The organism is Marinobacter sp. E2 (assembly GCF_055755345.1).
This window is the reverse complement of record NZ_CM146911.1, coordinates 1,966,193-1,987,970: the sequence shown is the minus strand read 5'-3', so window position 1 is coordinate 1,987,970 and position 21,778 is coordinate 1,966,193. Positions and strand designations below refer to the sequence as shown.

20 protein-coding genes are annotated in these 21,778 nt (G+C 59.2%); 9 read left to right on the top strand and 11 right to left on the bottom strand.

Annotation, left to right across the window (positions count from 1 at the left end; all coding sequences use genetic code 11):
• Positions 1 to 226 precede the first annotated feature (226 nt).
• On the top strand, positions 227 to 2,020 hold the full coding sequence (locus AC0J1C_RS09105; RefSeq protein ID WP_473043550.1) for a DUF1631 family protein: 1,794 nt from the start codon (positions 227 to 229) through the stop codon (positions 2,018 to 2,020).
• A 24-nt stretch (positions 2,021 to 2,044) separates the two neighbouring features.
• Positions 2,045 to 2,449, top strand: a complete 405-nt coding sequence (locus AC0J1C_RS09100) for a PilZ domain-containing protein (protein ID WP_473043549.1) — start codon at positions 2,045 to 2,047, stop codon at positions 2,447 to 2,449.
• Between the two features lie 59 nt (positions 2,450 to 2,508).
• Here AC0J1C_RS09100 and AC0J1C_RS09095 read toward each other — a convergent pair whose 3' ends face one another.
• The 7 genes from AC0J1C_RS09095 to gloB form a co-directional block, all read right to left on the bottom strand.
• The gene (locus AC0J1C_RS09095; protein ID WP_473043547.1) at positions 2,509 to 3,294 is read right to left on the bottom strand and encodes an enoyl-ACP reductase FabI; all 786 of its coding nucleotides are present in this window, start codon (positions 3,292 to 3,294) and stop codon (positions 2,509 to 2,511) included.
• A gap of 66 nt (positions 3,295 to 3,360) precedes the next feature.
• On the bottom strand, positions 3,361 to 4,965 hold the full coding sequence (locus AC0J1C_RS09090) for an ABC transporter ATP-binding protein (protein ID WP_473043546.1): 1,605 nt from the start codon (positions 4,963 to 4,965) through the stop codon (positions 3,361 to 3,363).
• Between the two features lies 1 nt (position 4,966).
• On the bottom strand, positions 4,967 to 5,995 hold the full coding sequence (locus AC0J1C_RS09085) for an ABC transporter permease (protein ID WP_473043544.1): 1,029 nt from the start codon (positions 5,993 to 5,995) through the stop codon (positions 4,967 to 4,969).
• Entirely contained in the window at positions 5,992 to 7,077 is a 1,086-nt protein-coding gene (locus tag AC0J1C_RS09080; RefSeq protein WP_375193002.1) for a microcin C ABC transporter permease YejB, read from the bottom strand. Before AC0J1C_RS09080 ends, AC0J1C_RS09085 begins: the two co-directional genes overlap by 4 nt.
• Positions 7,078 to 7,092: 15 nt before the next feature.
• Positions 7,093 to 8,868: an extracellular solute-binding protein gene (locus AC0J1C_RS09075; protein ID WP_473043543.1), complete on the bottom strand. Its 1,776-nt coding sequence runs from the start codon at positions 8,866 to 8,868 to the stop codon at positions 7,093 to 7,095.
• 60 nt (positions 8,869 to 8,928) lie between these two features.
• Positions 8,929 to 10,638, bottom strand: a complete 1,710-nt coding sequence (locus tag AC0J1C_RS09070) for a lytic transglycosylase (RefSeq protein ID WP_473043542.1) — start codon at positions 10,636 to 10,638, stop codon at positions 8,929 to 8,931.
• Between the two features lie 121 nt (positions 10,639 to 10,759).
• Positions 10,760 to 11,554: a hydroxyacylglutathione hydrolase gene (gloB, locus tag AC0J1C_RS09065; protein WP_473043541.1), complete on the bottom strand. Its 795-nt coding sequence runs from the start codon at positions 11,552 to 11,554 to the stop codon at positions 10,760 to 10,762.
• 95 nt (positions 11,555 to 11,649) lie between these two features.
• On the opposite strand from gloB, the gene AC0J1C_RS09060 reads away from it, so the two are divergent.
• The 5 genes from AC0J1C_RS09060 to AC0J1C_RS09040 all read left to right on the top strand — a co-directional run bounded on the left by AC0J1C_RS09060 (position 11,650) and on the right by AC0J1C_RS09040 (position 16,236).
• A complete protein-coding gene (locus tag AC0J1C_RS09060; protein ID WP_375193006.1) occupies positions 11,650 to 12,444 on the top strand; it encodes a class I SAM-dependent methyltransferase in 795 nt (264 codons plus the stop codon).
• Positions 12,445 to 12,473: 29 nt separating this feature from the next.
• Positions 12,474 to 12,917 (top strand): ribonuclease HI, encoded by a 444-nt coding sequence (rnhA, locus tag AC0J1C_RS09055; RefSeq protein WP_473043540.1) that lies wholly within the window; start codon positions 12,474 to 12,476, stop codon positions 12,915 to 12,917.
• A 36-nt stretch (positions 12,918 to 12,953) separates the two neighbouring features.
• Positions 12,954 to 13,664: a DNA polymerase III subunit epsilon gene (dnaQ, locus tag AC0J1C_RS09050; RefSeq protein ID WP_375193008.1), complete on the top strand. Its 711-nt coding sequence runs from the start codon at positions 12,954 to 12,956 to the stop codon at positions 13,662 to 13,664.
• Between the two features lie 214 nt (positions 13,665 to 13,878).
• Complete coding sequence (locus tag AC0J1C_RS09045) at positions 13,879 to 15,585, top strand: FimL-related protein (RefSeq protein WP_473043539.1); 1,707 nt, start codon at positions 13,879 to 13,881, stop codon at positions 15,583 to 15,585.
• Between the two features lie 3 nt (positions 15,586 to 15,588).
• A complete protein-coding gene (locus AC0J1C_RS09040; protein ID WP_473043538.1) occupies positions 15,589 to 16,236 on the top strand; it encodes a multidrug transporter in 648 nt (215 codons plus the stop codon).
• A 112-nt stretch (positions 16,237 to 16,348) separates the two neighbouring features.
• Here AC0J1C_RS09040 and AC0J1C_RS09035 read toward each other — a convergent pair whose 3' ends face one another.
• Complete coding sequence (locus AC0J1C_RS09035) at positions 16,349 to 16,663, bottom strand: SCP2 sterol-binding domain-containing protein (protein ID WP_091985448.1); 315 nt, start codon at positions 16,661 to 16,663, stop codon at positions 16,349 to 16,351.
• A gap of 231 nt (positions 16,664 to 16,894) precedes the next feature.
• Between AC0J1C_RS09035 and sohB the strand changes: the two genes are divergently transcribed.
• Together sohB and AC0J1C_RS09025 are read left to right on the top strand one after the other, a co-directional pair.
• Positions 16,895 to 17,956, top strand: coding sequence for a protease SohB (gene sohB / locus AC0J1C_RS09030; protein WP_473043537.1), 1,062 nt, complete (start codon positions 16,895 to 16,897; stop codon positions 17,954 to 17,956).
• Between the two features lie 23 nt (positions 17,957 to 17,979).
• Positions 17,980 to 18,978 carry a YhdH/YhfP family quinone oxidoreductase gene (locus AC0J1C_RS09025; RefSeq protein WP_473043536.1) on the top strand — a complete coding sequence of 333 codons (999 nt, stop codon included), beginning with the start codon at positions 17,980 to 17,982 and terminating at the stop codon, positions 18,976 to 18,978.
• Positions 18,979 to 19,053: 75 nt separating this feature from the next.
• Here AC0J1C_RS09025 and AC0J1C_RS09020 read toward each other — a convergent pair whose 3' ends face one another.
• From AC0J1C_RS09020 to AC0J1C_RS09010, 3 genes are all read right to left on the bottom strand, one after another.
• A complete protein-coding gene (locus tag AC0J1C_RS09020) occupies positions 19,054 to 19,560 on the bottom strand; it encodes a DUF934 domain-containing protein (protein ID WP_473043535.1) in 507 nt (168 codons plus the stop codon).
• On the bottom strand, positions 19,553 to 21,205 hold the full coding sequence (locus AC0J1C_RS09015) for a nitrite/sulfite reductase (RefSeq protein WP_473043534.1): 1,653 nt from the start codon (positions 21,203 to 21,205) through the stop codon (positions 19,553 to 19,555). Before AC0J1C_RS09015 ends, AC0J1C_RS09020 begins: the two co-directional genes overlap by 8 nt.
• A 331-nt stretch (positions 21,206 to 21,536) precedes the next feature.
• A complete protein-coding gene (locus AC0J1C_RS09010) occupies positions 21,537 to 21,773 on the bottom strand; it encodes a DUF2970 domain-containing protein (protein WP_473043533.1) in 237 nt (78 codons plus the stop codon).
• Between the last annotated feature and the right edge of the window lie 5 nt (positions 21,774 to 21,778).

Genomic DNA, 21,778 nt, shown 5'->3' with positions numbered 1-21,778 from the left:
GCTTCCCGATTCTGATCGTAGTCACTGTTTTTGGTTGCGCGTTAGTAGAGCATCAGCGCATGCCCGTCGCAGTGTCAATTTGGCTCGATAAGCGCCGGTACACGGTTGCGGTAAACCCCGGCGAGTTGGTTATACTGCGTTATTTACTGGGCCTTTTCAACGCTTCTTGAGTATGAGGAACGGATGTCGCGAAATAGATCAGGAACAAAACCAGAGACTGAAAAAAGTGCCCAACATTAAGGTGGTTTCCGGCCGGATTGATGACGTTCTCGCCGGTATCCGGGTTCCGGATCTGCCGTATCCTGCGGGCAAGCTCGAGCCCGACGCGGTCAGCGACTGGCGGCCCCTGCTGATTTCCTGCTGGTCGGAGCAGCGCGACGAGCGGGTGACCCATGTGATTCGCTCGGTCCACCTGGAGTGGTCGGCCCGTCAGGTCAACGCAGCCTACGTGGCCGATCGGATCATGGATGTATTTCTTAAAACCAGTGGTCTGCACCCGACCCTGGCCCGACGCATCGCGCGGTTGCGTTTCTACCTGGCCTGGCGAATGAACCTGGAGGGCAAGAAGGCCTTCAGTGCACCGCTCGTGGCATGGCTCGACAGTCTGCAGGAATGGCGCGGCTGGAGCGACTCCGGGGGCCGTTCCGCAAGGGTTCTGCTGGATCAGCTCGACGCGCTGATTATCGCTGTGTCTGCCAGCTTCGAGGAAGGCAGCACCCAGCCGGTCGAGGTTTTTTGCCGGCAATGGGAAGCCGACGCGGTAAAACGTAATTCCCAGGCAGAAAAACTCCGCCAGCGTCTCCTGGAAACCGAACAGGGCGCTGCAAAGCAACGCCGGGCAGAGCAGACCGCAAGGGCGCTGGTGGGACGGGCGTTGCAGGGTAGAGAACTACCGGTACCGATTGTCCGGTTCATCCTGGATTTCTGGCAGAGCCTGATCAAACAGGCCGTGTGGGAAGGCGGACTCCAGGGCGAGGCGTTCCGGCATGGCAGCAAGCTTCTTGAGTGGCTGGTGTGGATAGGGGATCCGTCGCTGTCGGACCAGGACCGAAACCGGCTGTACCACGTGGGTGAACAAATCGGCGACCGCATTCTCGATGTCTGGAAGAAGGTCTATAAGACCGACCTGCCGGGCGACGCTTTGTCAGGGATTGAGTCAGTCATGGTGTCACGCCTGCGTGGCGAGACTCCGGCGCTCGTAAACGCTCTGGAGGAGGCGGGACAGTTCCAATGGGATGGCCGCTGGCTGGGCTTCGAACTGCCCGCCCCGGAGACCTACCAGGCGGTTGAGGGGCAATGGTTCGTGGAGGGTGAGGGCGCGCGCGAGCAACGCCGTTTTTGCTTTGCCTTTCTCGCAGATTCCGCCGAAATCCTCTGGACCAACGGCGCTGGGGTCAAGCTGGGCGTTCAGCCCTGGTCGGAATTCCAGGCGGAACTCGATCGCAATCAGCTCCGTCCACTCCCAAAAATGACCCCTTTCGGACAGGTACTTTCAGAGACCGTGGAATTGCTTGCGAACGTTTGCGAAAAGCAGCGCAAGCAGCGGGAACAGGCGGCTGAGGCAGCCAGGGTCAGGGCCGAGGAGCTGCGACGCCAGCAAGAGGCCGAAGAGGCTCGACGGAAGGCGCAGGAGGCGGAACGCGAGGCCGAGCTGGAGCGTCAGCGGCAGGAGGCGGAAGCTCGCAGAATCGCGGATGAAGAGGCGGAACAGGCGCGTATCCTCAAAGAGCGAACCTTGCTCGCGGAGAAGCAGGTGGCCGGCATCAAGCTGGGTGGCTGGATTGTGGTAGAGTCCGGGGAGCCGGATTCGGATGCCGCCCGACTCAAGCTGGCGGTTCGCATCAACGCCTCAAGAAAACTGGTCTTTGTGGACCGGCTTGGTTTGAATCGGCGAGAATTCCTGGAAGACGACCTGGTGGCGGGCATTGTCGCCGGAAAAATCCGGGTGCTGGGAACCTCCGCGGAGTTTGATGACACCCTGAGCCGGGTCGTCGGCCGCATTCGTGTGGGCCGTAACTGAGCCGGTCAGCGCAGGAAGAGCAACATGGCAGAGAACGACTACAGTTTTGGTACCGGCGACGAACACCAGGTCGATCAGGACAACCGGACCAGTTATCGCCTGACCGCCCGGGCCCGAGCCATTCTGGAGCTGGAGTCCGGGGAGCCCGACCAGACCTCTTCCGACAACAGGGATCTGGTCTGCGGTATTCGGGACATCTCCGCCGGCGGGCTGTGCCTTACCACGCCTGAACCGCTGTCTCTGGATGCCCTGTTACCGGCGAGGGTGTTCCTCGGTAACCACCGCGAACCGTTTCTGTTGATGGTTGAGGTGGTCTGGTGCCGTCCCCACGAACAGGCGTTCCTGGTAGGCGTCAGAATCATCGAGTCCGATGACACGGCCTATGTGGAGTGGGTGGAGGCCGTTGCCCTCGCGATGGAGCAGGGCTGAACACTAAAAAGCCGGCATGACGCCGGCTTTTTGCTTTCTTTCGTCGGTACCAGAGGCTTTTATTCTTCCAGCTCGGCCATTCCGGTAATGTTGAACCCGGCGTCCACGTACATGATCTCACCGGTGATACCACTGGCCATATCCGAGCCGAGGAATGCGGCGGCGTTGCCGACTTCGTCTATGGTTACGTTGCGACGCAGCGGGGCCCGCTTGGCGTTCTCTGCGAGCATCTTGCGGAAGCTCTTGATGCCCGAGGCGGCCAGGGTCTTGATCGGGCCTGCGGAGATGCCATTCACGCGAATGCCGTCGCGGCCAAGGCTTGAGGCCATGTAGCGAACGTTGGCTTCGAGAGAGGCCTTGGCCAGTCCCATCACGTTGTAGTTCTGCAGCACACGTTCAGCGCCCAGGTAGCTCAGGGTGAGCAGGGAACTGCCTTCGTGCATCATGCCGCGGGCCGCCTTGGCCAGGGCAACAAAGCTGTAGGAACTGATGTCATGGGCAATGCGGAAGCCTTCCCGGGTAGTGACGTCCACGTAATTGCCGTCAAGCTCGTGGGCCGGGGCATAACCCACTGCGTGAACAATGATGTCGACGTGGTCCCAGTGCTTAGCCAGCTCCTTGAACACGTTCTCGATTTCGTCGTCCTTCGCCACGTCACAGGGGAAGGTCAGCTTGCTTCCCCAGCCTTCTGCAAATTTTTCCACACGGGGCTGAAGCTTTTCGTTCTGATAGGTAAACGCCAGCTCCGCACCTTCGCGGGCGAAGGCATCCGCGATGCCGTAGGCAATGGACAATTTGCTGGCTACGCCAACGATCAGTGCTTTCTTGCCACTGAGGATTCCCATGGGTCGTTCTCCCTGTGTTCCTGATTTTGGTGCATTATCCCCGAACTCAGGGGCCCGGGGTAACGCTCAAATAGTCGTAGTGGTGTCCTGGTAGAAAAACGCCGCACTGAGCAGCTCGCGCGTGTAGTCCCGGCGAGGCGCCTGAAAAATGTCGGCAGCGTTACCGTATTCCACGATCTGGCCGTGCTGAAGCACGAGTAACTTGTGGCTGAGCGCTCGAACCACCGCCAGATCATGGCTGATAAAGATGTAGCTTAGACCATAACGGGCCTGGATATCCCTCAGCAGCTCAATCACCTGCTTCTGGACTGTGCGATCCAGCGCCGAGGTGGGCTCGTCGAGAATGATCAGGTCGGGCTGAAGAACGAGGGCCCGGGCGATGGCGATCCTTTGCCTCTGGCCTCCGGAGAACTCGTGGGGGTATCGATGCCGGGCCTCCGGATCGAGCCCGACATCGCGCAGGGCGCGGATCACTTTCTGGTCGTGGTCCTCGGCGCCGGCAGCGTCATGGATTTCCAGCCCCTCCCGGATAATCTCGGCCACCGACATCCTGGGGCTGAGGCTGCCAAACGGGTCCTGGAAGACAATCTGGACTCTTCGGCGCCAGGGCCGGAAGGCCTTCTGATCGAGCCGCGCCAGCTCTTCGCCGTCCAGTTGGATGCTGCCGGTGCTGGCGGTCAGCTTGAGCAGGGCATGGCCAATGGTGGTTTTGCCACTGCCGCTTTCCCCGACGATGCCCAGGGTCTCGCCGCGCTTCAGGTCGAAGCTCGCAGCCTGGACCGCGTGAAACGATTCCTTCACCCGGCCGAACAGATTCCTGCGAATGGGAAAGCGAACATCGAGGTCGGTGACGGAGAGCAGGGGCGCGGCCTGGCCCTCCAGGGCTATGGGTGCCTCCGGCGGTTCGGCATCCAGCAGTTTTCGGGTGTAGGCATGGCGGGGCGCCTGGAACAGGGTTCGGGTGTCGGCCTGTTCGACCAGTTGTCCCTGCTCCATGACCGCGACGCGATCGGCATAGCGGCGGACGATGGTCAGATCGTGGGTAATCAGCAGAATGGCCATGCCCAGCTTTTTCTGAAGGTCACGGAGCAGCTCGAGCACCTGCTTCTGCACAGTGACGTCCAGCGCCGTTGTGGGTTCATCGGCAATCAGCAGGTCCGGCTCGTTCGCCAGGGCCATGGCGATCATCACTCGCTGCTTCTGCCCACCAGACAGCTGGTGTGGGTAGGCACCAAGCTTGGCCTCGGCGTTCTGGATACCCACGAGGTTCAGAAGCTCCAGGCAACGAATGCGCGCCTGATTGCCGCGCATTCCCTTGTGCAGCTCCAGGGTTTCCCCGATCTGTCGCTCGACGGTGTGCAGGGGGTTCAGAGAGGTCATGGGTTCCTGGAAGATCATCCCGATCTCCCGACCCCGAATCTGCCGCAAACGTTTGGGGGTGGCGGAGAGCAGGTTTTCACCGCGATACTGAATTGCGCCCCGGGGATAGTTCACGTGGCGCTCATCGAGCAGCCGGAGAATCGAGAGGGCCGAGATGGACTTTCCGGAGCCGCTCTCACCAACAAGGGCCAGGGTTTCACCTTCGCTGATCGACAGTGACAGCGAGTTCACCACCGGGGCTGCCTGATCAAAGGCAATGGTCAGATCGGAGATTTCAAGCAGTTGGGTCATGTCAGCTCTTTCTCGGATCAAAGGCATCACGGACGGCCTCGCCGACAAACACCAGCAGGGTCAGCATCAGCGACAGCGACACGAAGGCGGAAATACCCAGCCAGGGGGCGTGCAGGTTGGCCTTGCCCTGTGCGATCAGCTCACCCAGCGATGGCGAACCGGACGGCAGACCAAAGCCCAGGAAATCCAGCGATGTGAGGCCGGTGATGGCCCCGGTCAGTATAAAAGGCAGGAAGGTCAGGGTGGCGACCATGGCATTGGGCAGAATGTGCCGGAACATGATCTTCCGGTTGCCGAGACCCAGGGCCCTGGCTGCTTTCACGTATTCGAAGTTCCGCGCCCGAAGGAATTCGGCGCGCACCACGTCCACCAGGCCCATCCAGCTGAACAGCAGCATGATCCCGAGTAACCACCAGAAGTTCGGTTGCACAATACTCGAGAGGATGATCAGCAGGTAGAGCACCGGCAAACCTGACCAGATCTCGATAAACCGCTGCCCGAACAGGTCGACCTTGCCGCCGTAAAAGCCCTGGATGGCGCCAACCACCACGCCCACAATGCAACTTGCGATGGTGAGCGTCAGCCCGAACAGTACCGAGATACGAAACCCGTAGATGACCCGAGCGGCCACATCACGCCCCTGATCATCGGTGCCTAGCCAGTTTTCCGCGCTGGGGGGCGCCGGCGACGGCACCTCCAGATCGTAGTTGATGGTGTCGTAGCTGAACCGGATGGGTGGCCATATCATCCAGCCGTTGGCCTTGATCTCATCGGCGATGAACGGATCCCGGTAGTTCGCTTCGGTTGGCAGAAACCCTCCGAAGGTTTCCTCAGGCACCGACTCGACAACCGGAAAATAGAGCTCGCCCTGATAGGACACGATCAGCGGCGAGTCGTTGGCAATCAATTCGGCCACCAGGGAGAGACCGAACAGCGCCAGGAATATCCACAGCGACCAGAAGCCCCGGCGGTTACTCCGGAAGCTTTGCAGGCGCCGCTTCTGGATAGGCGTCAGGGAACGAAACGTCACGCACCCTCCCGGCTTTCAAAGTCGATACGTGGGTCCACCAGCACGTAGGTGATGTCGCTGACCAGCTTCAGGATCAGGCCCATCAACGTAAAGATGTAGAGGGTGCCAAAGATTACCGGGTAATCCCGGTTAAGAGCGGCCTCAAAACCCAGCAGCCCCAGGCCATCCAGGGAGAAGATCACCTCAATGAGCAGGGAGCCGGTGAAAAACAGGGCCACCAGTACTCCCGGGAGGCTGGCGATGACAATCAGCATGGCGTTACGGAATACATGGCCGTAAAGCACTTGCTTGTCGGTAAGGCCTTTCGCCCTTGCGGTCACGACATATTGCTTGCCGATCTCGTCGAGAAAGGAATTCTTGGTGAGCAGGGTGAGCGTGGCAAAACCGCCAATCACATTCGCGGTAACCGGCAGCGCCAGATGCCAGAAGTAATCGCCGATTTTCTGGTACCAGGTCAGCTCGTCGAAATTCGAAGAAGTCAGGCCCCGCAGCGGAAACCAGTCGAGATAACTGCCGCCGGCAAAGAGCACGATCAGCAGGATGGCAAACAGGAATCCGGGTATTGCATAACCCACCACAATGGCAGAGCTGGTCCAGACATCGAAGCGGGTGCCGTCCAGAACCGCCTTGCGGATGCCCAAGGGTATGCTGATCAGGTAAATGATGAGCGTCGACCAGAGCCCCAGAGAGATGGACACGGGCATCTTGTCGAGAATCAGTTCGATAACGCTTTTTTCACGGAAAAAAGAGTCGCCGAAATCGAATGTGGCGTAGTCTCCGAGCATCTTGATAAAACGCTCGTGGGGCGGCTTGTCAAAGCCGTACATCACCTCGATTTCCTTAAGCAGCTCATCCGGAATACCGCGGGAACCCCTGGAATCTCCGGATGTGTCCGCCACTTCGCCGCCCGTTCCACCACCGGAGGCGCGCGCCAGGGCGCTGCCGCCGTGGCCCTGCATCTCGGCAATCAGTTGTTCAACCGGCCCTCCGGGCGCTGCCTGAACTATCACAAAGTTCAGCAGCATGATTCCGATCAGGGTAGGGACGATCAGCGCCAGTCGCCGGAGTATGTAGATGCCCATGTAACGGCGCTTTCCTCAGGGCCTGGCCCACCAGTTGTCGAGGTCTATCCCGTTCTTCGGGGTGGTGGCTGGTCTCTGAAGGTGGTTCCAGTAGGCAACCCGGTCTTTGGTGAGGTGCCAGTGTGGAACCACGTAGTGCCCGTGCAGCAGCACGCGGTCGAGTGCCCGTACCCGATGCACCAGTTCTTCGCGGTTCGGCGCCTGAATGACCATGCTCACCAGTTCGTCGACCACCGGGTCGCTCACGCCGGCGTAGTTGCGCGAGCCTTTGGTGTTCACGTTGGATGAATGCCAGTAGTCCCGTTGCTCGTTCCCCGGGGAGTCTGACTGCCCGAACACCTGGGTAATCATGTCGTAGTCGAACTCGCGCAGGCGCTGGATATACTGGTTGCTGTCCACCAACCTGACGGTCACGTCGATACCCAGGCGTTCAAGATTCTTCTTGAAGGGAAGCACCACACGCTCGAAACTCTTCTGGAAAAGCAGGATTTCAAACGCCAGGGGCTTGCCGGTCTCGGCGTTCGTCATCTTGCCGTTGCGGATCTCGTAACCAGCTTCATTGAGCAGGTCCAGTGCAGTTTTGAGGTTCTGGCGGAGCCCCTGTTGGCCTTCCGTGGTGGGAGGCTGGTATTCCTCATTAAAGACGTCTTCGCTCAACCGATCACGGAACGGCTCAAGAATTTCCAGCTCGCGCCCCTGGGGCAGACCGGAGGAGGCCAGCTCACTGTTCTCGAAATAACTGTCGGTTCGGGTGTACTGACCGAAGAACAAGTTCTTGTTGGCCCACTGAAAATCGAACGCATAAGCCAGGGCCTCTCTCACCAGTGGGTCAGAGAACACGGGCCGGCGCGTGTTGAACACAAAGCCCTGCATGCCGGCGGGGCGATGGTGTTCAATGGCTTCCTTGACGATGGTGCCGTTGTTGAACCGCTCACCGGTGTAGGCGGTTGCCCAGTTTTTGGCAGAGGACTCAAGCCGGAAGTCAAAACTGCCCGCCTTGAACGCTTCCAGGGCGACGGTGTCGTCGGTGTAATAGTCATAGACAATGCGATCGAAATTAAACCGCCCGGTGCGAACGCCGAGATCTTTGGCCCAGTAGTCTTTGACCCGCTCATAGCTGACACTGCGGCCGGCCTCGAATTCGCCGATACGGTAGGGGCCGCTGCCCAGGGGGCGTTCCAGACCGTTGTCGCCGAAGTCACGGTCTGCCCAGTAGTGGGCCGGAAGGATGGGCATCTGGCCAAGAATCAGCGGCAGTTCACGGTTGTTCGTTTCACCAAAATCAAACCGGATGCGACGTGGGCCCTCAACGGTTACCTTGCTGACGTCCGCATAGTAGTTGCGGAAGAACGGGTGGCCTTTGGTGGTCAGTGTCTCGAAGGAGAACTTGACGTCTTCGGCGGTGATGGGCTTGCCGTCGTGAAACTTCGCCTGCTCACGCAGGTTGAAAACCACGTAACTGCGGTCCTCCGGGGTTTCGATGGATTCTGCAATCAGGCCGTAGGCGGAGAAAGGTTCGTCGTCTGAGGACGCCAACAGAGTGTCGTACAGGTAACTGCTGATGCCTGCGGCGGCAACGCCCCGGATGTCGAACGGATTGAACGAATCAAATCCGTTGGCCACCACCGCGAGCTTCAGGGTGCCGCCTTTGGGAGCTTCCGGGTTGACGTAATCGAAATGGCTGAAGCCCTCGGGGTACTTGGTCTCACCGTGCATTGCCAGACCGTGCGAGGGTGTGACTTCCTGTGCCAGGGATCCAGCCGAGAACAGCGGCGCCGCAACCAGCGCCATAACTGAACAGAGGGACGTAAGGAATGAGGTTGTTCGAGTTGTTGTCATGGGGCTCGCACGTCAAGGGCTGTTTCGAATGTCCACGTAGAGTACCAGACTTTGGCCGGGTTGCAGATAACGCGCGGTGTTGAGGTCGTTCCAGCTTGCGATGTCACGCACATTCACCGAAAAACGACTGGCAATGCGTGCCAGCGAATCGCCTTTACGTACCCGATAGCCCACCTTCCGTACCATGGCGTCGCCGCGTCGGCTGTTGGCTGCCACCACGGTCGGTTGACTGGTTTTCGACCAGATCACCAGTTCCTTGCCAGGAATCAGCGGGTCACCCGGGGCCATTCCGTTCCAGGCCGCCAGTTCCCGAACAGAAACCCGGTGCTCCCGGGCAATATCCCAGAAGGTGTCGCCCCGACGCACGGTATAGCGCACCTTGTTGCCATCGCGCTCCCGGGATTGCTTCCGTTCCAGGCGCTGGGCGGCACTGAGGGCGTAGGCATCACTGTTTTTGGAGGCCGAAGGAATCATCAGACGCTGTCCGATCCGGATCAGGTCACTGTTCAGGTTATTGACCTGCTGCAGCACGGACGGCGTGGTGGAAAACTTGCGGGAGATGGTATTGAGGCTGTCGCCTGATTTCACCACGTAGTTGCGCCAGGACACCCGCTGGGCGACCGGAAGTTTGTCCAGGGCGGCGCGAAACGCCTCGGCACTCGCCACCGGGACCAGCAGGCGGTGTGGACCGTCCGGAGACGTGGCCCAACGGTTATAGGACGGGTTAAGCAGATAGATTTCATCAATGTCCACGCCCGCCATTTCGGCAGCCTGGGCGAGGTCGAGCTGGGAGCCGGTATCGACAACTTCGAAGTAGGGCTCGTCTTTCAGCGAGGGCAATTCGATGCCGTAGGCGGAGGGGTCGTCGAAGATCTTGGCCAGGGCGATCAGCTTGGGCACGTAGTGACGGGTTTCCCGGGGAAGCTCCAGCGACCAGAAATCGGTCGGCCGGTTGCTTTTATTGTTGCGTCTGATGGCGCTGGAAACCGTGCCGCCGCCACTGTTGTAGGCAGCCAGGGCCAGCGTGTGGTCTCCGTCAAAACGATCTGCCAGCCGTTCGAGGTAGGTCAGGGCCGCGTCGGTTGCCGCAATTACGTCCCGGCGCTCGTCGTGCCACCAGCTCTGGGTAAGTCCGAAGTACTTGCCGGTAGAAGGAATGAACTGCCAGAGACCTGCAGCCCGGCCATGGGAGTACGCGAAGGGGTCAAAGGCGCTCTCCACCACGGGCAATAGCGCGTATTCAGCCGGAAGGCCGCGTTTTTCGGTTTCGTTCAGGATGTGATGAAGGTAGCGGCTGCCGCGTTCCACCACGCGTTCGATGTATTTGGGGTGGCTCGCGTACCAGTTCAGTTGGTCCCGTACCCGTTCATTGTCCACGCTGTGATCCAGGACAAAACCCGCTCTCATGCGGTCCCAGAGATCCGCCCGGGCAACGGTTTCCGGTTCCGGCTCGGTCACCGGGTTGTCGAGTTTGTCCCTGGCCTCCTGAGCGGCCTTTTTCAGTTCCGGTGCAATGGCATCGTCCAACGGGCCATCCTGGGTTTCGGCGTTGTCATCACCGGCAGCGACTGCCTGCTTCAGGCCTTCATCGCCGGCGGCTACGGCCAGTTGCTCGGTATCAAGCGGGTTGTCCGAATCTTCTCCGCTCTGGTTTAGCAAACTGCTGCACCCGGTGATCAGGGCCCCTGTGAGGAAAAAAAACGACAAGCGTCTGAGCGACATATCAAGACATCCGGAAACGGTTCGAAAAAAGGTTTTTGATTCTATTGGAGCCTGTCAAAAAGGGTCAAGAATCCTCTCGTTACGGCTCTGAGAGGATTTGTTAAGTACGTAGGGCACGGCGTCAGAAGTGGTCCTTGCCGTGACGGATCGCCGCAAAGATTGCATTCTCCGAATCAGCGGGCAGGCCATGGCTGGCGCAATAGCCCCGGGCAGCATCCACAACGGGCGGATCATCCCAGCGCAGGAAAGGGTTCAGGCGTTTTTCATCGGCCAGCACCGAGGGCACGGTTGGCTTGCCCGCCTCCCGGGCCTTCTTGCAGAGGTCCTCGAACTCCCGGAGGCCGTCGTCCTCCGGCAGCCAGCTGCGGGCAAAACGCAGGTTGGCAAGGGTATACTCGTGGGCGCAGTAAACGGCTGTTCTTCCGGGCAGGGCGCGCAGGGTTTGCAGCGACTGGCGCATCTGTTCCGGCGAGCCCTCGAATAGCCGCCCGCAGCCGCACACAAAGAGGGTGTCGCCGCAGAACAGCACAGGGCGCCCTTCGACCTCAACATCCGTGAAGTAGGCAATGTGGTCAAGGGTATGGCCGGGCACGCCGAGTACCTGGAAGGTAATCTCCTCCCAGATCACCTCGTCGCCCGGGTGCAGGGTGTTGGTTGCGCCCTTGAACGGAGAGTCAGCCGGGCCGCTGACACGGCAGTCGGGAAAGGCGGAAACCAAAGACTGAACGCCGCCCACATGGTCCGGGTGGTGATGGGTAACCAGAATGGTATCGAGCGTGAGATTGTTTTCAGACAGGTAGTCCAGTACTGGCTGGGCCTGGCCGGGATCGACAATCAGGGCCTTGCCGCTGGCCGAATTCGACAGGCACCAGATGTAGTTGTCGCTAAACGCTGGTATCGCAGTAATTGTCAGCATAGGGCCCCACATGTGCTTGGAAAGTGTGACTGTTATGATAGAGCAATACCTTCGAGGCCCCAACCACAGGTCCGGATCCCGGGAGCGTCCAAACAGTGAGTGAATCCCAGGCTTTCGCCTATGCCAGTAGACATGAAAGTTTTGAACGATGGTTCCAGACGCCGCTTGGGCGAGCTTTGCTGGCGGACCAGAGGCGGTTCGTGGATGCCCAGCTCCAGAGCCTGACCGGCGCGCGGCAGCTGCAGGTGGGCGTGAGTCATCGACTACCGCTGGCCACGGGGACGGACTTCTCCCAGAAGATCATGACCACACCTCGATGGACGCCGCAGATTCCGGATGGCGTGACGGTTTGCGATGCGGATGAACTCGCTTTTCCGGGCGATTCCATGGACCTCGTGTTGCTGCACCATACCGCGGATTTCTCGCCTTATCCGCATCAGGTTCTGCGCGAGGCAGCCCGGGTCTTGCGAGGCGAAGGGACCATTGTGCTGATCGGTTTCAACCCGCTCAGCTTCTGGGGTGCCCGAAAACTGATTACACGGAGTGAGGAAGGCCCATGGGGTGGGCGCTTCCTGTTCCGGGGACGCATGGAAGACTGGCTTAATCTGCTGGGTTTCAATGTCGAAGCTTCGGTTACGCGTTTTTGTCGCTGGCCCCTGCAGCGCAGTGGTCGCAAGCCTCGCTCGCGGATGGATCGCTGGATTTCAGGAAATCGGTTCCTGCCAGTGGGCGCCTATTACTGTATCCTTGCCAAAAAACGCGTACACGCACGGTTGCCGAGGCGCCCGGTGTGGCGCAAGAGCAAGGTTATCGCGTTACCGGGCACCGGTACCGTCGGGGCGTCCCGCGGCTGCAGCCGGGAAGAGCTACCCGCCCGCCTGGCCGAGTAACGGATGGAATTAACAGAACAGGAGTAGCAATGGCCGGCAAGGTAACGCTTTATACCGATGGTGCCTGCAAGGGCAATCCGGGCCCGGGCGGATGGGGCGTAGTGCTTCGTTACGGAGACGCCCGAAAAACGCTGCATGGCGGCGAGGCGAATACCACTAACAACCGCATGGAGCTGATGGCGGCCATCCGGGGGCTCGGTGCCCTGAAACGTCCCTGTGAGGTGGAGCTGTACACCGATTCCCAGTACGTGCGAAAGGGCATAACCGAATGGCTGGCCGGATGGAAACGCAACGGCTGGAAAACCTCGGCCAAAAAGCCGGTCAAGAACGAAGACCTCTGGCGCGAGTTGGACGCAGCCGTGGCCAGGCATCAGATCAACTGGCACTGGGTGAAGGGCCATTCGGGTATTCCCGACAACGAACTGGCCGACGAGCTTGCCAACCGCGGCGTTGACGAGCTCACCAACGCCTGACATCTTCCCGCACACACAGACAATCGGACGCAGGCCATGAGACAGATCGTACTCGATACCGAAACCACCGGCATTGATCCGGCCGAAGGCCACAGGATCATCGAGATTGGTTGTGTTGAGCTGATGGAACGTCAGCTCACCGGTCGCAACTACCACGTATACATCAATCCCGATCGTGAGGTGGAAGCCGAGGCCATTACGGTGCACGGCATCACTAACGAATTCCTGGCCGACAAGCCGCGCTTTGCCGAGATTGCCGATGAGTTCTTCGAGTTCATCAAGGGTGCGGAACTTGTCATCCACAACGCAGCCTTTGACGTGGGCTTCATGGACGCGGAGTTTGCCCGCCTGAAGCCCGTCCGGAAGACAGCCGATCACTGCGGCATTGTCGATTCCCTGGCCATCGCACGGGCCCGCCACCCGGGCCAGAAGAACAGCCTTGATGCCCTGTGCAAACGCTATGGCGTTGATAACAGCAACCGGGAGCTGCACGGCGCACTTCTGGACGCCGAGATACTCGCTGATGTCTATCTGCTGCTGACCGGCGGTCAGACCGCGTTGTCCCTGGACGCCGGGTCTGACAGTGGGGGAGGGGCCGGTGGCATTCGCCGGCTCTCCGGCGATCGATCGCCCCTTGCGGTGTTGCGGGCATCGGAAGAGGAAAGTGCCGCTCACGAGGAGTTCATGGCCGTGCTGGAGAAACAGGCCGGCGAGTCAGTGTGGCGTAAACTCGAGAACGCGGAATGAGAACTGGTTTGGCCTGTACCAAATGTTACATTCCGCCTTTCTTGAGCTACTTGAGTTTTATGTTATAAGTAATGATAAGTTCGCCAGTTTTTTGCGAACGCTTTGGCCGGACGAGGGTGCCCGGCCCAGAACAATAAGGCCGGGTCCGTGATTACCGGGCCGTTGTCCACCAAAGAGGATGCGGTAGTCTCCGCAAAGCTAACGGGAAGCGTGTATGGTTCAGTCGTCTCTCGCGACGAAATCGCAGTCGTTTGACCTGGTCAAAAGTGAAATCGAGCAGACCATCAAGCAGGCAGAATCCAGCCTTGAACGCTTCCAGGAGAACCGCGAACGGGGAGAGGATCTCCAGAACTGCGTGGACTTCATCAATCAGCTCCGGGGCATCTTCATTCTGGTGGAGCTGCGCGGCGGCACGCTGCTTTGTCAGGAAGCGGTCACCATGGCCAACGATGTCCCCGTTGGCGCCAACGATGACAAGAATATCCTGCTTACCACCCTCAACAGCGCGCTCTTCATCCTCCGTCGATACGTCGAGTATTACCACCAGCAACGGCAGGACCATCCGGAACTTCTGCTGCCGGTCATCAACGACCTGCGCGAGGCACGTCGCGAAAAGCCGTATCCCGAGTCCTGCTTCTTTGATGTCGATGTAAAAGAGCGTCCGGATTTCTGCGGTGGTCTGGCACTTGAGCCCTTCGATGGTAACGAGGCGGATTACGAAATCATGGCCAGGCGCATGCGCCTGACGTTCCAGGTGGCGCTGCTTGGCATCCTGCGCGAGCGCAACGACGCGGTGAACAAGAAGCTGATCGGGCGTGCTGCACGTGGCCTGGCCCGTCTTTGCCAGGGCGCTCCCATGGGCCAGATGTGGTGCCTCGTGGGCATCGTCGCGGACACCATGCTTGATCGTGCCATGCTGTTCACCAAGGCCCGCAAGCGCATGTTCATGCGCATCGAGAAATACGCCCGGGAAGTGGTCTACGTGGGTAAGGTCGCCACCGCCAAGGACGCGCCGGACTCGTTGATCCGGGATCTGGTTTATCTGTTGTATCGTAGCGGTTCGGCCAACCCGGAAGTCACCTCCGTCCTGTCGGCCTACAAACTGGCGCCCGCTGATTTTCCGGATGCCATGCTCGAGGCCCACGCGCGCCGTCTCTATGGCCCTGGCAGCGATGTTCTCAAATCCCTCTCGGACGCATTACAGGACGAGCTGAACCAGCTGAAGGACAAGCTCGATATCATCGAAAGGGGAATCGAGCCGGACCTTGCCGAGCTGTCCTCCATCGCGGACGCCCTGGAGCGCCTGGCCAACACCCTGGTGATGCTTGATCTGCACAAGCTGGCGGGCATTTCCCGGGAAGAGGCCGTCAGGCTGCGTGGATGGGAAGAGGAAAAACGACTCCCGGGCGATGAGGAGCTCTATCGTCTGGCTGATTCTGTGCTGGGCATCGAAGATGCCATCATGCAGATCGTAACCCGCGGGATCACCTCCGAGACCGATGCCCTTGCCGGTAGCGATCGCAAACAGGAAGAGTCGGTCTACCTGAGGGAAGCCTTGTACGTTGTTGCCGACGAGGCCCGCAGCGCGCTGACACTGGCCAAGCGTGCGATCACCGCCTTTATCGAATCGGACTACGACAAACTCCACCTCGCGAATCTGCCCGCGACGCTGCACAGCATCTGGGGTGGGCTGCAGATGGTGAACGATCCCGAGGCCGCCAGTGTGCTCGAACGGGTGGCTTCCTCCATTCAGGAGCGCCTGCTTGATGCCAAGGAATCGCCGGCCGCCCAGGTTCTGGAAGCGCTGGCTGACGCCCTGACTTCCCTGGAGTATTACATCGAGAGCATTGGCAAGCGCGAAGACCGCAACCGGGATCTGCTCAAACTGGCCGAATCGTCGCTGGACGACGTGGGTTTGTAAGTCATGTCTCACGACCTCGCCACCATGGTAATTGGCGCCCTCGGCGCGATACTGGTGATCGCAGGTCTGCTGTTTTTCCTTCGCCCGCGCTGGCTCCTCGGATGGCTCAAGGGCATGGCGGTATTCGGCGTTATTGTCCTTGGCCTTTACGCACTCGCGATCGCTGTCAACCTGTCCGCGTATCAGTCCCTCGAGGGAATGAAAACCGTAGCGACTATTTCCACGAGTCAGGAGGGCGAGCAAATCTGGCGGGTGACGCTGGAAACAGCGGATGGCACTCCAACCGTGCGAACCCTTCGGGGTGATCAGTGGCAGATCGATGCCAGAATCATCCGCTTTGCGGGGCCGATTCGCTGGCTTGGTGTTGCTCCGGGGTACCGGCTAGAGCGTCTCGGAGGTCGGTATACCTCTCTTGAGCAGGAGCGTTCCGCGCCCCGTACGGTCATCGGGCTGTCCGACGCCACCTGGCCGGATCTCTGGGAACTGGACCGGCAATTCAACCTGCCGTTTGTAGAGGGGGTGTATGGCAACGCCACCTTCATGCCAATGCGCGACGGGGCTATGTTCGATGTACGCCTGTCAGCTTCGGGGCTGGTTGCAGTGCCGGTCAATGAACAGGCTCGCGCGGCGGTTCAGCTCTGGGACCAGTAGCGCTGGAAATTTGGCCCGTCCGTTGCCCATTGGATTCTGTTCCGATAAATCTTCAGACATAAAAAAACCTGCGCAAAAGCGCAGGTTTTCCGGATGTCCGTTGAGGCGGGCATCAGCCCATCTTGAACAGTTCACCCAGCTTGGTTGCCAGCATCATGTCGCCTTCGGCGCGCAGTTGGCCCGCCATGAATGCCTGCATACCATCGGTTTCGCCTGAAACGATGCCCTGAAGGGTTTCGGAGCTCATGATCAGGGTAACGGAAGGATCGTCATGGGCGCCTTCGTGCAGCTTGCAGGTGCCGTCGTTGATGACCAGGTGATAGGTTTTGTCGTCCTCGATGTCGAACTGGAATACCAGGTCCAGGCCTTGCGCTGCGTCTGCGTTGAAATTCTGTTCGAGTTGTTCAAATACCTGAGCTACAGACATGGTTTTACCCTTTTGATGGTTGTCTATTCATGATCACGACGGCTGGGCGTCCCCGGAGGCCTGAGCCTGAGGGGTTCCCGGGCAGAGCCGACCTCGCAATCCGACTTTATGGTGAGTGGTCGGTCCTGTCAAGGTCGATCGAACGCTTGTTTTAATTTTTTTGCTCTTCTTATCACCGTAATTTCGGTAAGTTACACTTTACCCTTCAGCACACACAGATGGAGAAACACCTTGGAGTTCCTCACAGAATACGGTTTGTTCCTGGCCAAGATCGTCACCTTCGTGATTGCGGCCGTGGTGGTGATCTCGGTGGTTGTATCGGCGGCCCAGAAGGATCGTGGCGATCAGGACGGGGAGGGCGAACTCAAGATCCGGAAACTGAACGAAAAATACCGGAAGTTGCGGGAGGCCATTGAAGCCAGGCTGATGTCTGATCAGCAACGCAAGGTGTTCGAGAAGGCCCGCAAGAAGAAGGATAAGCTGGAGAAGAAGGCGAGCAAAAAGAAAAAAGAAGAGTCAGACGAGGACTCAAGCCGTGGGCGCGTCTTTGTGCTCGACTTCGATGGCGATATCAAGGCCAGCGATACCGACCCTCTGCGTCGGGCGATTACCGCCGTGCTCAGCGTTGCCGATCCGGAAAGGGACGAAGTGGTGATCCGTCTGGAAAGTGGCGGTGGACTCGTACACTCCTATGGTCTGGCGGCCGCACAGCTGGACCGCATTCGTAGCAAGGGTGTTCGGCTGACCGCCTGTGTCGACAAGGTTGCGGCCAGCGGTGGCTACATGATGGCCTGCGTGGCCGACCGGATTGTCGCGTCCCCGTTCGCCATCCTCGGTTCCATCGGCGTGGTCGCCCAGCTGCCGAATTTCCACCGGTTTCTTAAAAAGAACGACGTCGATTTCGAGGTGCTCACTGCAGGGGAGCACAAGCGCACCCTCACCATCTTTGGGGAGAATACCGACAAAGGCCGCCAGAAGTTCCTGGAGGACCTTGAGGACACCCACGGGCTGTTCAAGGAGTACGTCAGCGAACGTCGGCCAGACCTCGACATCGCGGCGGTGGCCAATGGCGACATCTGGTTCGGCAAACGGGCGCTGGATGTAAAACTGATCGATGAGATTAAGACATCCGACGAATATCTGATTGAAGCCTGCGACCGGGCAGACGTAGTCTCGGTGAGTTACCAGCGCAAGCGTAGCCTTCCGGAAAAGCTCGGGCTGGCCACCAGTGTGGCGCTCGAACACACCGTCTGGAAAGTTCTGGGCGTCTTCCGGAACCAGAAATTCCAGTAGTCCAATCACAACGGGGAAGCACAATGACAACCAACACCGAGTTCAAAGCCTGGCGTGTGGAAGAACAGAGCGGCGAGTACGTCGGCAAAGAGCAAACCTTGAGTACAGCCGATCTTCCAGAGGGGGAGGTTCTGGTTCGGGTCAGTCATTCCTCATTGAACTACAAGGATGCGCTGTCGGCATCCGGCAACAAGGGGGTGACTCGCACCTTCCCCCATACCCCCGGTATCGATGCTGCGGGTGAGGTGGTTGAGTCGGCCACTGGCAATCCGGCGCAGGGAACGCCTGTTATCGTTACCGGCTACGATCTGGGCATGAATACCGCCGGTGGCTTCGGCGAATATATCCGGGTTCCGGCCGCCTGGTGCGTACCCATGCCGTCCGGCTGGAATGCACGAACCGCCATGATCTACGGCACTGCCGGCCTGACGGCCGGTCTGTGCGTGCAAAAGCTCCTGACCATGGGCGCAAAACCGGAACAAGGCAGGGTTGCGGTGACCGGGGCGTCCGGTGCGGTTGGTACCGTGGCGGTGGAGTTGCTGGCGAAACTGGGCTTCGACGTTGTTGCTATCAGCGGCAAAGCCGACCATGCCGACGACCTGAAGGCCCTGGGTGCGAAGGAAGTGCTGGGTCGCGACACGCTGGCGGAGGAAAAGAAACCCCTGGTAAAACCGGCTTTCGCCAATGCCGTGGATACCGTGGGCGGTGGTCCGCTGGCCGAACTGCTCAAACAGATCCAGCCGGGAGGATCGGTGTCCTGCTGTGGCCTCGTGGCCGGCCCGGGTCTTCAGACCACCGTGCTGCCGTTCATTCTGCGTGGGGTAAACCTGTTGGGCGTCGATTCTGTGGAAATTCCACTGGCGGAAAAAGAGGCGGTCTGGAAGAAATTCGCCGGTGAGTGGGCGTGCCCGAAAACCGAAGCTTCAGCCCGGGATATTGGTCGGAAAGACCTGGATGGGGCACTGAAAGCATTTCTGAAAGGTGAATCTTCCGGGAAGATTGTGCTTGATCACGCAAAATAATCGCGTACAGCAAAAGCTCGGGAAATAAAAAAAGGGGCGTTGTTACGCCCCTTTCCTCGTTCCGTTCAACGGGACTCAGGAAGCCCTACGCCGAAACAGCGGAATGTCGGTATCCGTGGCTGCCTGGTAGCTCTGGCTGAAGAAATTCAGGCACCGCTGGGCCTTGGTAATGTCCTTGTCGGGACGCAACACATAGGCATCAAACCCGCAGCGCTTCATGAACTGCAGCTGGTCCAGCAGCACATCCCCTATGGCTCTCAGCTCATTCACATAGCCAAACCGCTCACGCAGCAAACGACCAATGCTGTAGCCGCGACCATCGCTGAATTTGGGGAAGTTCACCGCGATCACCGGAAGCTCGTTCACGCGACCTTCCAGGATCTCCGGCTCGTCGTGGCTGTCAAACCACACGCCGATGTCCTGTCGACCTGTGAAATGCTCGTAGCCGGCCAGCCAGAGATCCGCGGGAATCAGCGCAGGCTGAGCGGAGGGAATATCCAGGGATTCGCCCTCGGCGGGGCGTGGTACCACCACCCAGTTGTCCTGGCGGATGGTGCCATCCGAAGCGATAACGTTAGGCATAAACCCGCTCCTTGAAAGGATCAATTCCAACGCGCCGGTAGGTGTCGAGGAAGGTTTCCTCTTCGGTGCGCTTGTCGACATACACATCAATGATCTTGGCAATGACCTCGGGCATTTCTTCCCGGGCAAACGAGGGCCCGAGGATTTTCCCGATGGCAGCATCGTGGTGGGAGGAGCCGCCCAGGCTGATCTGGTAGAACTCCTCACCTTTCTTGTCCACGCCAAGCACACCGATGTTGCCCACATGGTGGTGGCCACAGGCATTCATGCAGCCGGAAATGTTCAGGTCGATGTTGCCCAGGTCGTAGAGGTAATCCAGGTCGTCGAACTTGCGCTGGATGGCCTCGGCCACCGGAATGGACTTGGCGTTGGCCAGGGCGCAGTAGTCGCCACCGGGGCAGCAGATCACGTCAGTCAGGGTGTTCAGGTTGGCGGTACCGAAACCCATGGGGGTGATGGCCTGCCAGAGCTCCAGCAGACGATCCTGGCGCACATCCGCCAGCACCACGTTCTGCTGGTGCGTTACCCGCACCTCACCAAAGCTGTACTCATCCGCCAGATCGGCAATCTGCTCGAGCTGACGATCGGTCACATCGCCCGGAGGTGTACCGGTTTTCTTCATGGTCAGCGTGACAATGGCATATCCAGGCTTTTTGTGGGTGTCCACGTTGTGGGCAAGCCACTGGTCGAACTCGCGATTCTCAAAACGCTGCTTTGCCAGAAGATCGGTGGCATTCGCCAGGTCCGCATAGTCAGGCTCGGTAAAGTAGGCCTGGATGCGCTCAATGGCTTCCCGGGTAAGGCGGGTAGGGGAATCCTTGATGTGCTGCCACTCGGCCTCCACCTTTTCAGCAAAGCCCTCGGGGGTCAGCGCTTTCACCAGAATCTTGATCCGCGCCTTGAACTTGTTGTCGCGGCGACCGTAGCGGTTGTAGACGCGCAGTACCGCTTCCAGATATGTGAGCAGATCCAGCTCCGGCAGGAACTCGCGGATGACCGGCCCTACCATCGGCGTACGGCCAAGACCGCCGCCCACGTGAACACGGAAGCCCAGCTCGCCGGCGTCGTTGCGCACCATCTGCAGGCCGATGTCGTGAACCTGGATAGCGGCCCGATCCGTGTGCTCGGACGCATTTACCGCGACTTTGAACTTACGGGGCAGGAATGCGAATTCCGGATGGAACGTCGACCACTGGCGGATAATCTCGCAATAGGGCCGGGGATCGGCAATCTCATCGGACTGCACCCCCGAAAACTGGTCGGTGGTGGTGTTGCGAATGCAGTTACCGCTGGTCTGGTTGGCGTGCATTTCCACTTCCGCCAGTTCCGCCAGGATATCAGGCACATCTTCCAGCGCCGGCCAGTTCAGCTGTACGTTCTGACGGGTGGTGAAGTGGGCGTAGCCCTTGTCGTAGTCCCGGGTAATGCGGGCAAGCCTGCGCAGCTGGTCAGAGCGCAACATGCCGTAGGGAACACAGATCCGGAGCATGGGAGCCAGACGCTGAACGTACAGGCCGTTCTGCAGACGAAGGGGAAGAAACTCATCTTCGGCAAGCTCGCCAGCCAGAGCCCGTTCGGTCTGGTCACGGAACTGTGCAACCCTCTCGGCAGCCATTTGCCGATCGTGTTCATCGTATACGTACATAGTGGGGAAATCCTGATTTAACGCGTCATATTCAGGCTGGTGCCTTATATCTGCCGGGAAGGATAACAGCGGCTTTTTATTCTTAAAATGATTATTTCAAAATATAGTTATCGATTCAGGCGATAAGCAGGCGGAACAATGGACTGGACGAATATCAATTAACTGCTTAACTTGAAAGTAACGGAAGGCCTTCCAGAGAACAAACTCGGAAAGAGGAAACTGATATGAACAAATCAACTCGCCCGGACAGCCAGGTAGATGCGGTTGCCGCGATTCTGCTGGTTATGCTCGTCGTTGCATTTGCCGTGGTGTGGGTGTCCGGCCAGTAGGGTCACTGACTGGCCAGCACCAGTTTCACGATGACGATCAGGCCCACCACAAAGCCCGCCGTAAACAGTATGCCGGCGATGATGTAGGGCCACGGGCTGTGGCTTGAGAAGTCTTCCGCCCGGCGCTTATCGGACTGCACCCCGAAAGCGCCGGCCAGAATGCTCTGCATTACCTTCAGAACCCCCGGCCCCCGACGTTTCGCATTGCGCTGTTTGTCTGTTCCGGTGGATTCTGACATAACCC

Excerpts from the sequence above, each read along its gene's own strand:
- AC0J1C_RS09075 (WP_473043543.1), bottom strand. The coding sequence starts at position 8,868 with ATGGCGCTGGTTGCGGCGCCGCTGTTCTCGGCTGGATCCCTGGCACAG.
- rnhA (WP_473043540.1), top strand. The coding sequence starts at position 12,474 with ATGGCCGGCAAGGTAACGCTTTATACCGATGGTGCCTGCAAGGGCAAT.
- AC0J1C_RS09015 (WP_473043534.1), bottom strand. The coding sequence starts at position 21,205 with ATGTACGTATACGATGAACACGATCGGCAAATGGCTGCCGAGAGGGTT.
- AC0J1C_RS09010 (WP_473043533.1), bottom strand. The coding sequence starts at position 21,773 with ATGTCAGAATCCACCGGAACAGACAAACAGCGCAATGCGAAACGTCGG.
- AC0J1C_RS09035 (WP_091985448.1), bottom strand. The coding sequence starts at position 16,663 with ATGTCTGTAGCTCAGGTATTTGAACAACTCGAACAGAATTTCAACGCA.
- AC0J1C_RS09100 (WP_473043549.1), top strand. The coding sequence starts at position 2,045 with ATGGCAGAGAACGACTACAGTTTTGGTACCGGCGACGAACACCAGGTC.
- AC0J1C_RS09025 (WP_473043536.1), top strand. The coding sequence starts at position 17,980 with ATGACAACCAACACCGAGTTCAAAGCCTGGCGTGTGGAAGAACAGAGC.
- AC0J1C_RS09020 (WP_473043535.1), bottom strand. The coding sequence starts at position 19,560 with ATGCCTAACGTTATCGCTTCGGATGGCACCATCCGCCAGGACAACTGG.
- AC0J1C_RS09045 (WP_473043539.1), top strand. The coding sequence starts at position 13,879 with ATGGTTCAGTCGTCTCTCGCGACGAAATCGCAGTCGTTTGACCTGGTC.
- AC0J1C_RS09070 (WP_473043542.1), bottom strand. The coding sequence starts at position 10,638 with ATGTCGCTCAGACGCTTGTCGTTTTTTTTCCTCACAGGGGCCCTGATC.
- gloB (WP_473043541.1), bottom strand. The coding sequence starts at position 11,554 with ATGCTGACAATTACTGCGATACCAGCGTTTAGCGACAACTACATCTGG.
- AC0J1C_RS09095 (WP_473043547.1), bottom strand. The coding sequence starts at position 3,294 with ATGGGAATCCTCAGTGGCAAGAAAGCACTGATCGTTGGCGTAGCCAGC.
- AC0J1C_RS09090 (WP_473043546.1), bottom strand. The coding sequence starts at position 4,965 with ATGACCCAACTGCTTGAAATCTCCGATCTGACCATTGCCTTTGATCAG.
- AC0J1C_RS09080 (WP_375193002.1), bottom strand. The coding sequence starts at position 7,077 with ATGGGCATCTACATACTCCGGCGACTGGCGCTGATCGTCCCTACCCTG.
- AC0J1C_RS09040 (WP_473043538.1), top strand. The coding sequence starts at position 15,589 with ATGTCTCACGACCTCGCCACCATGGTAATTGGCGCCCTCGGCGCGATA.
- dnaQ (WP_375193008.1), top strand. The coding sequence starts at position 12,954 with ATGAGACAGATCGTACTCGATACCGAAACCACCGGCATTGATCCGGCC.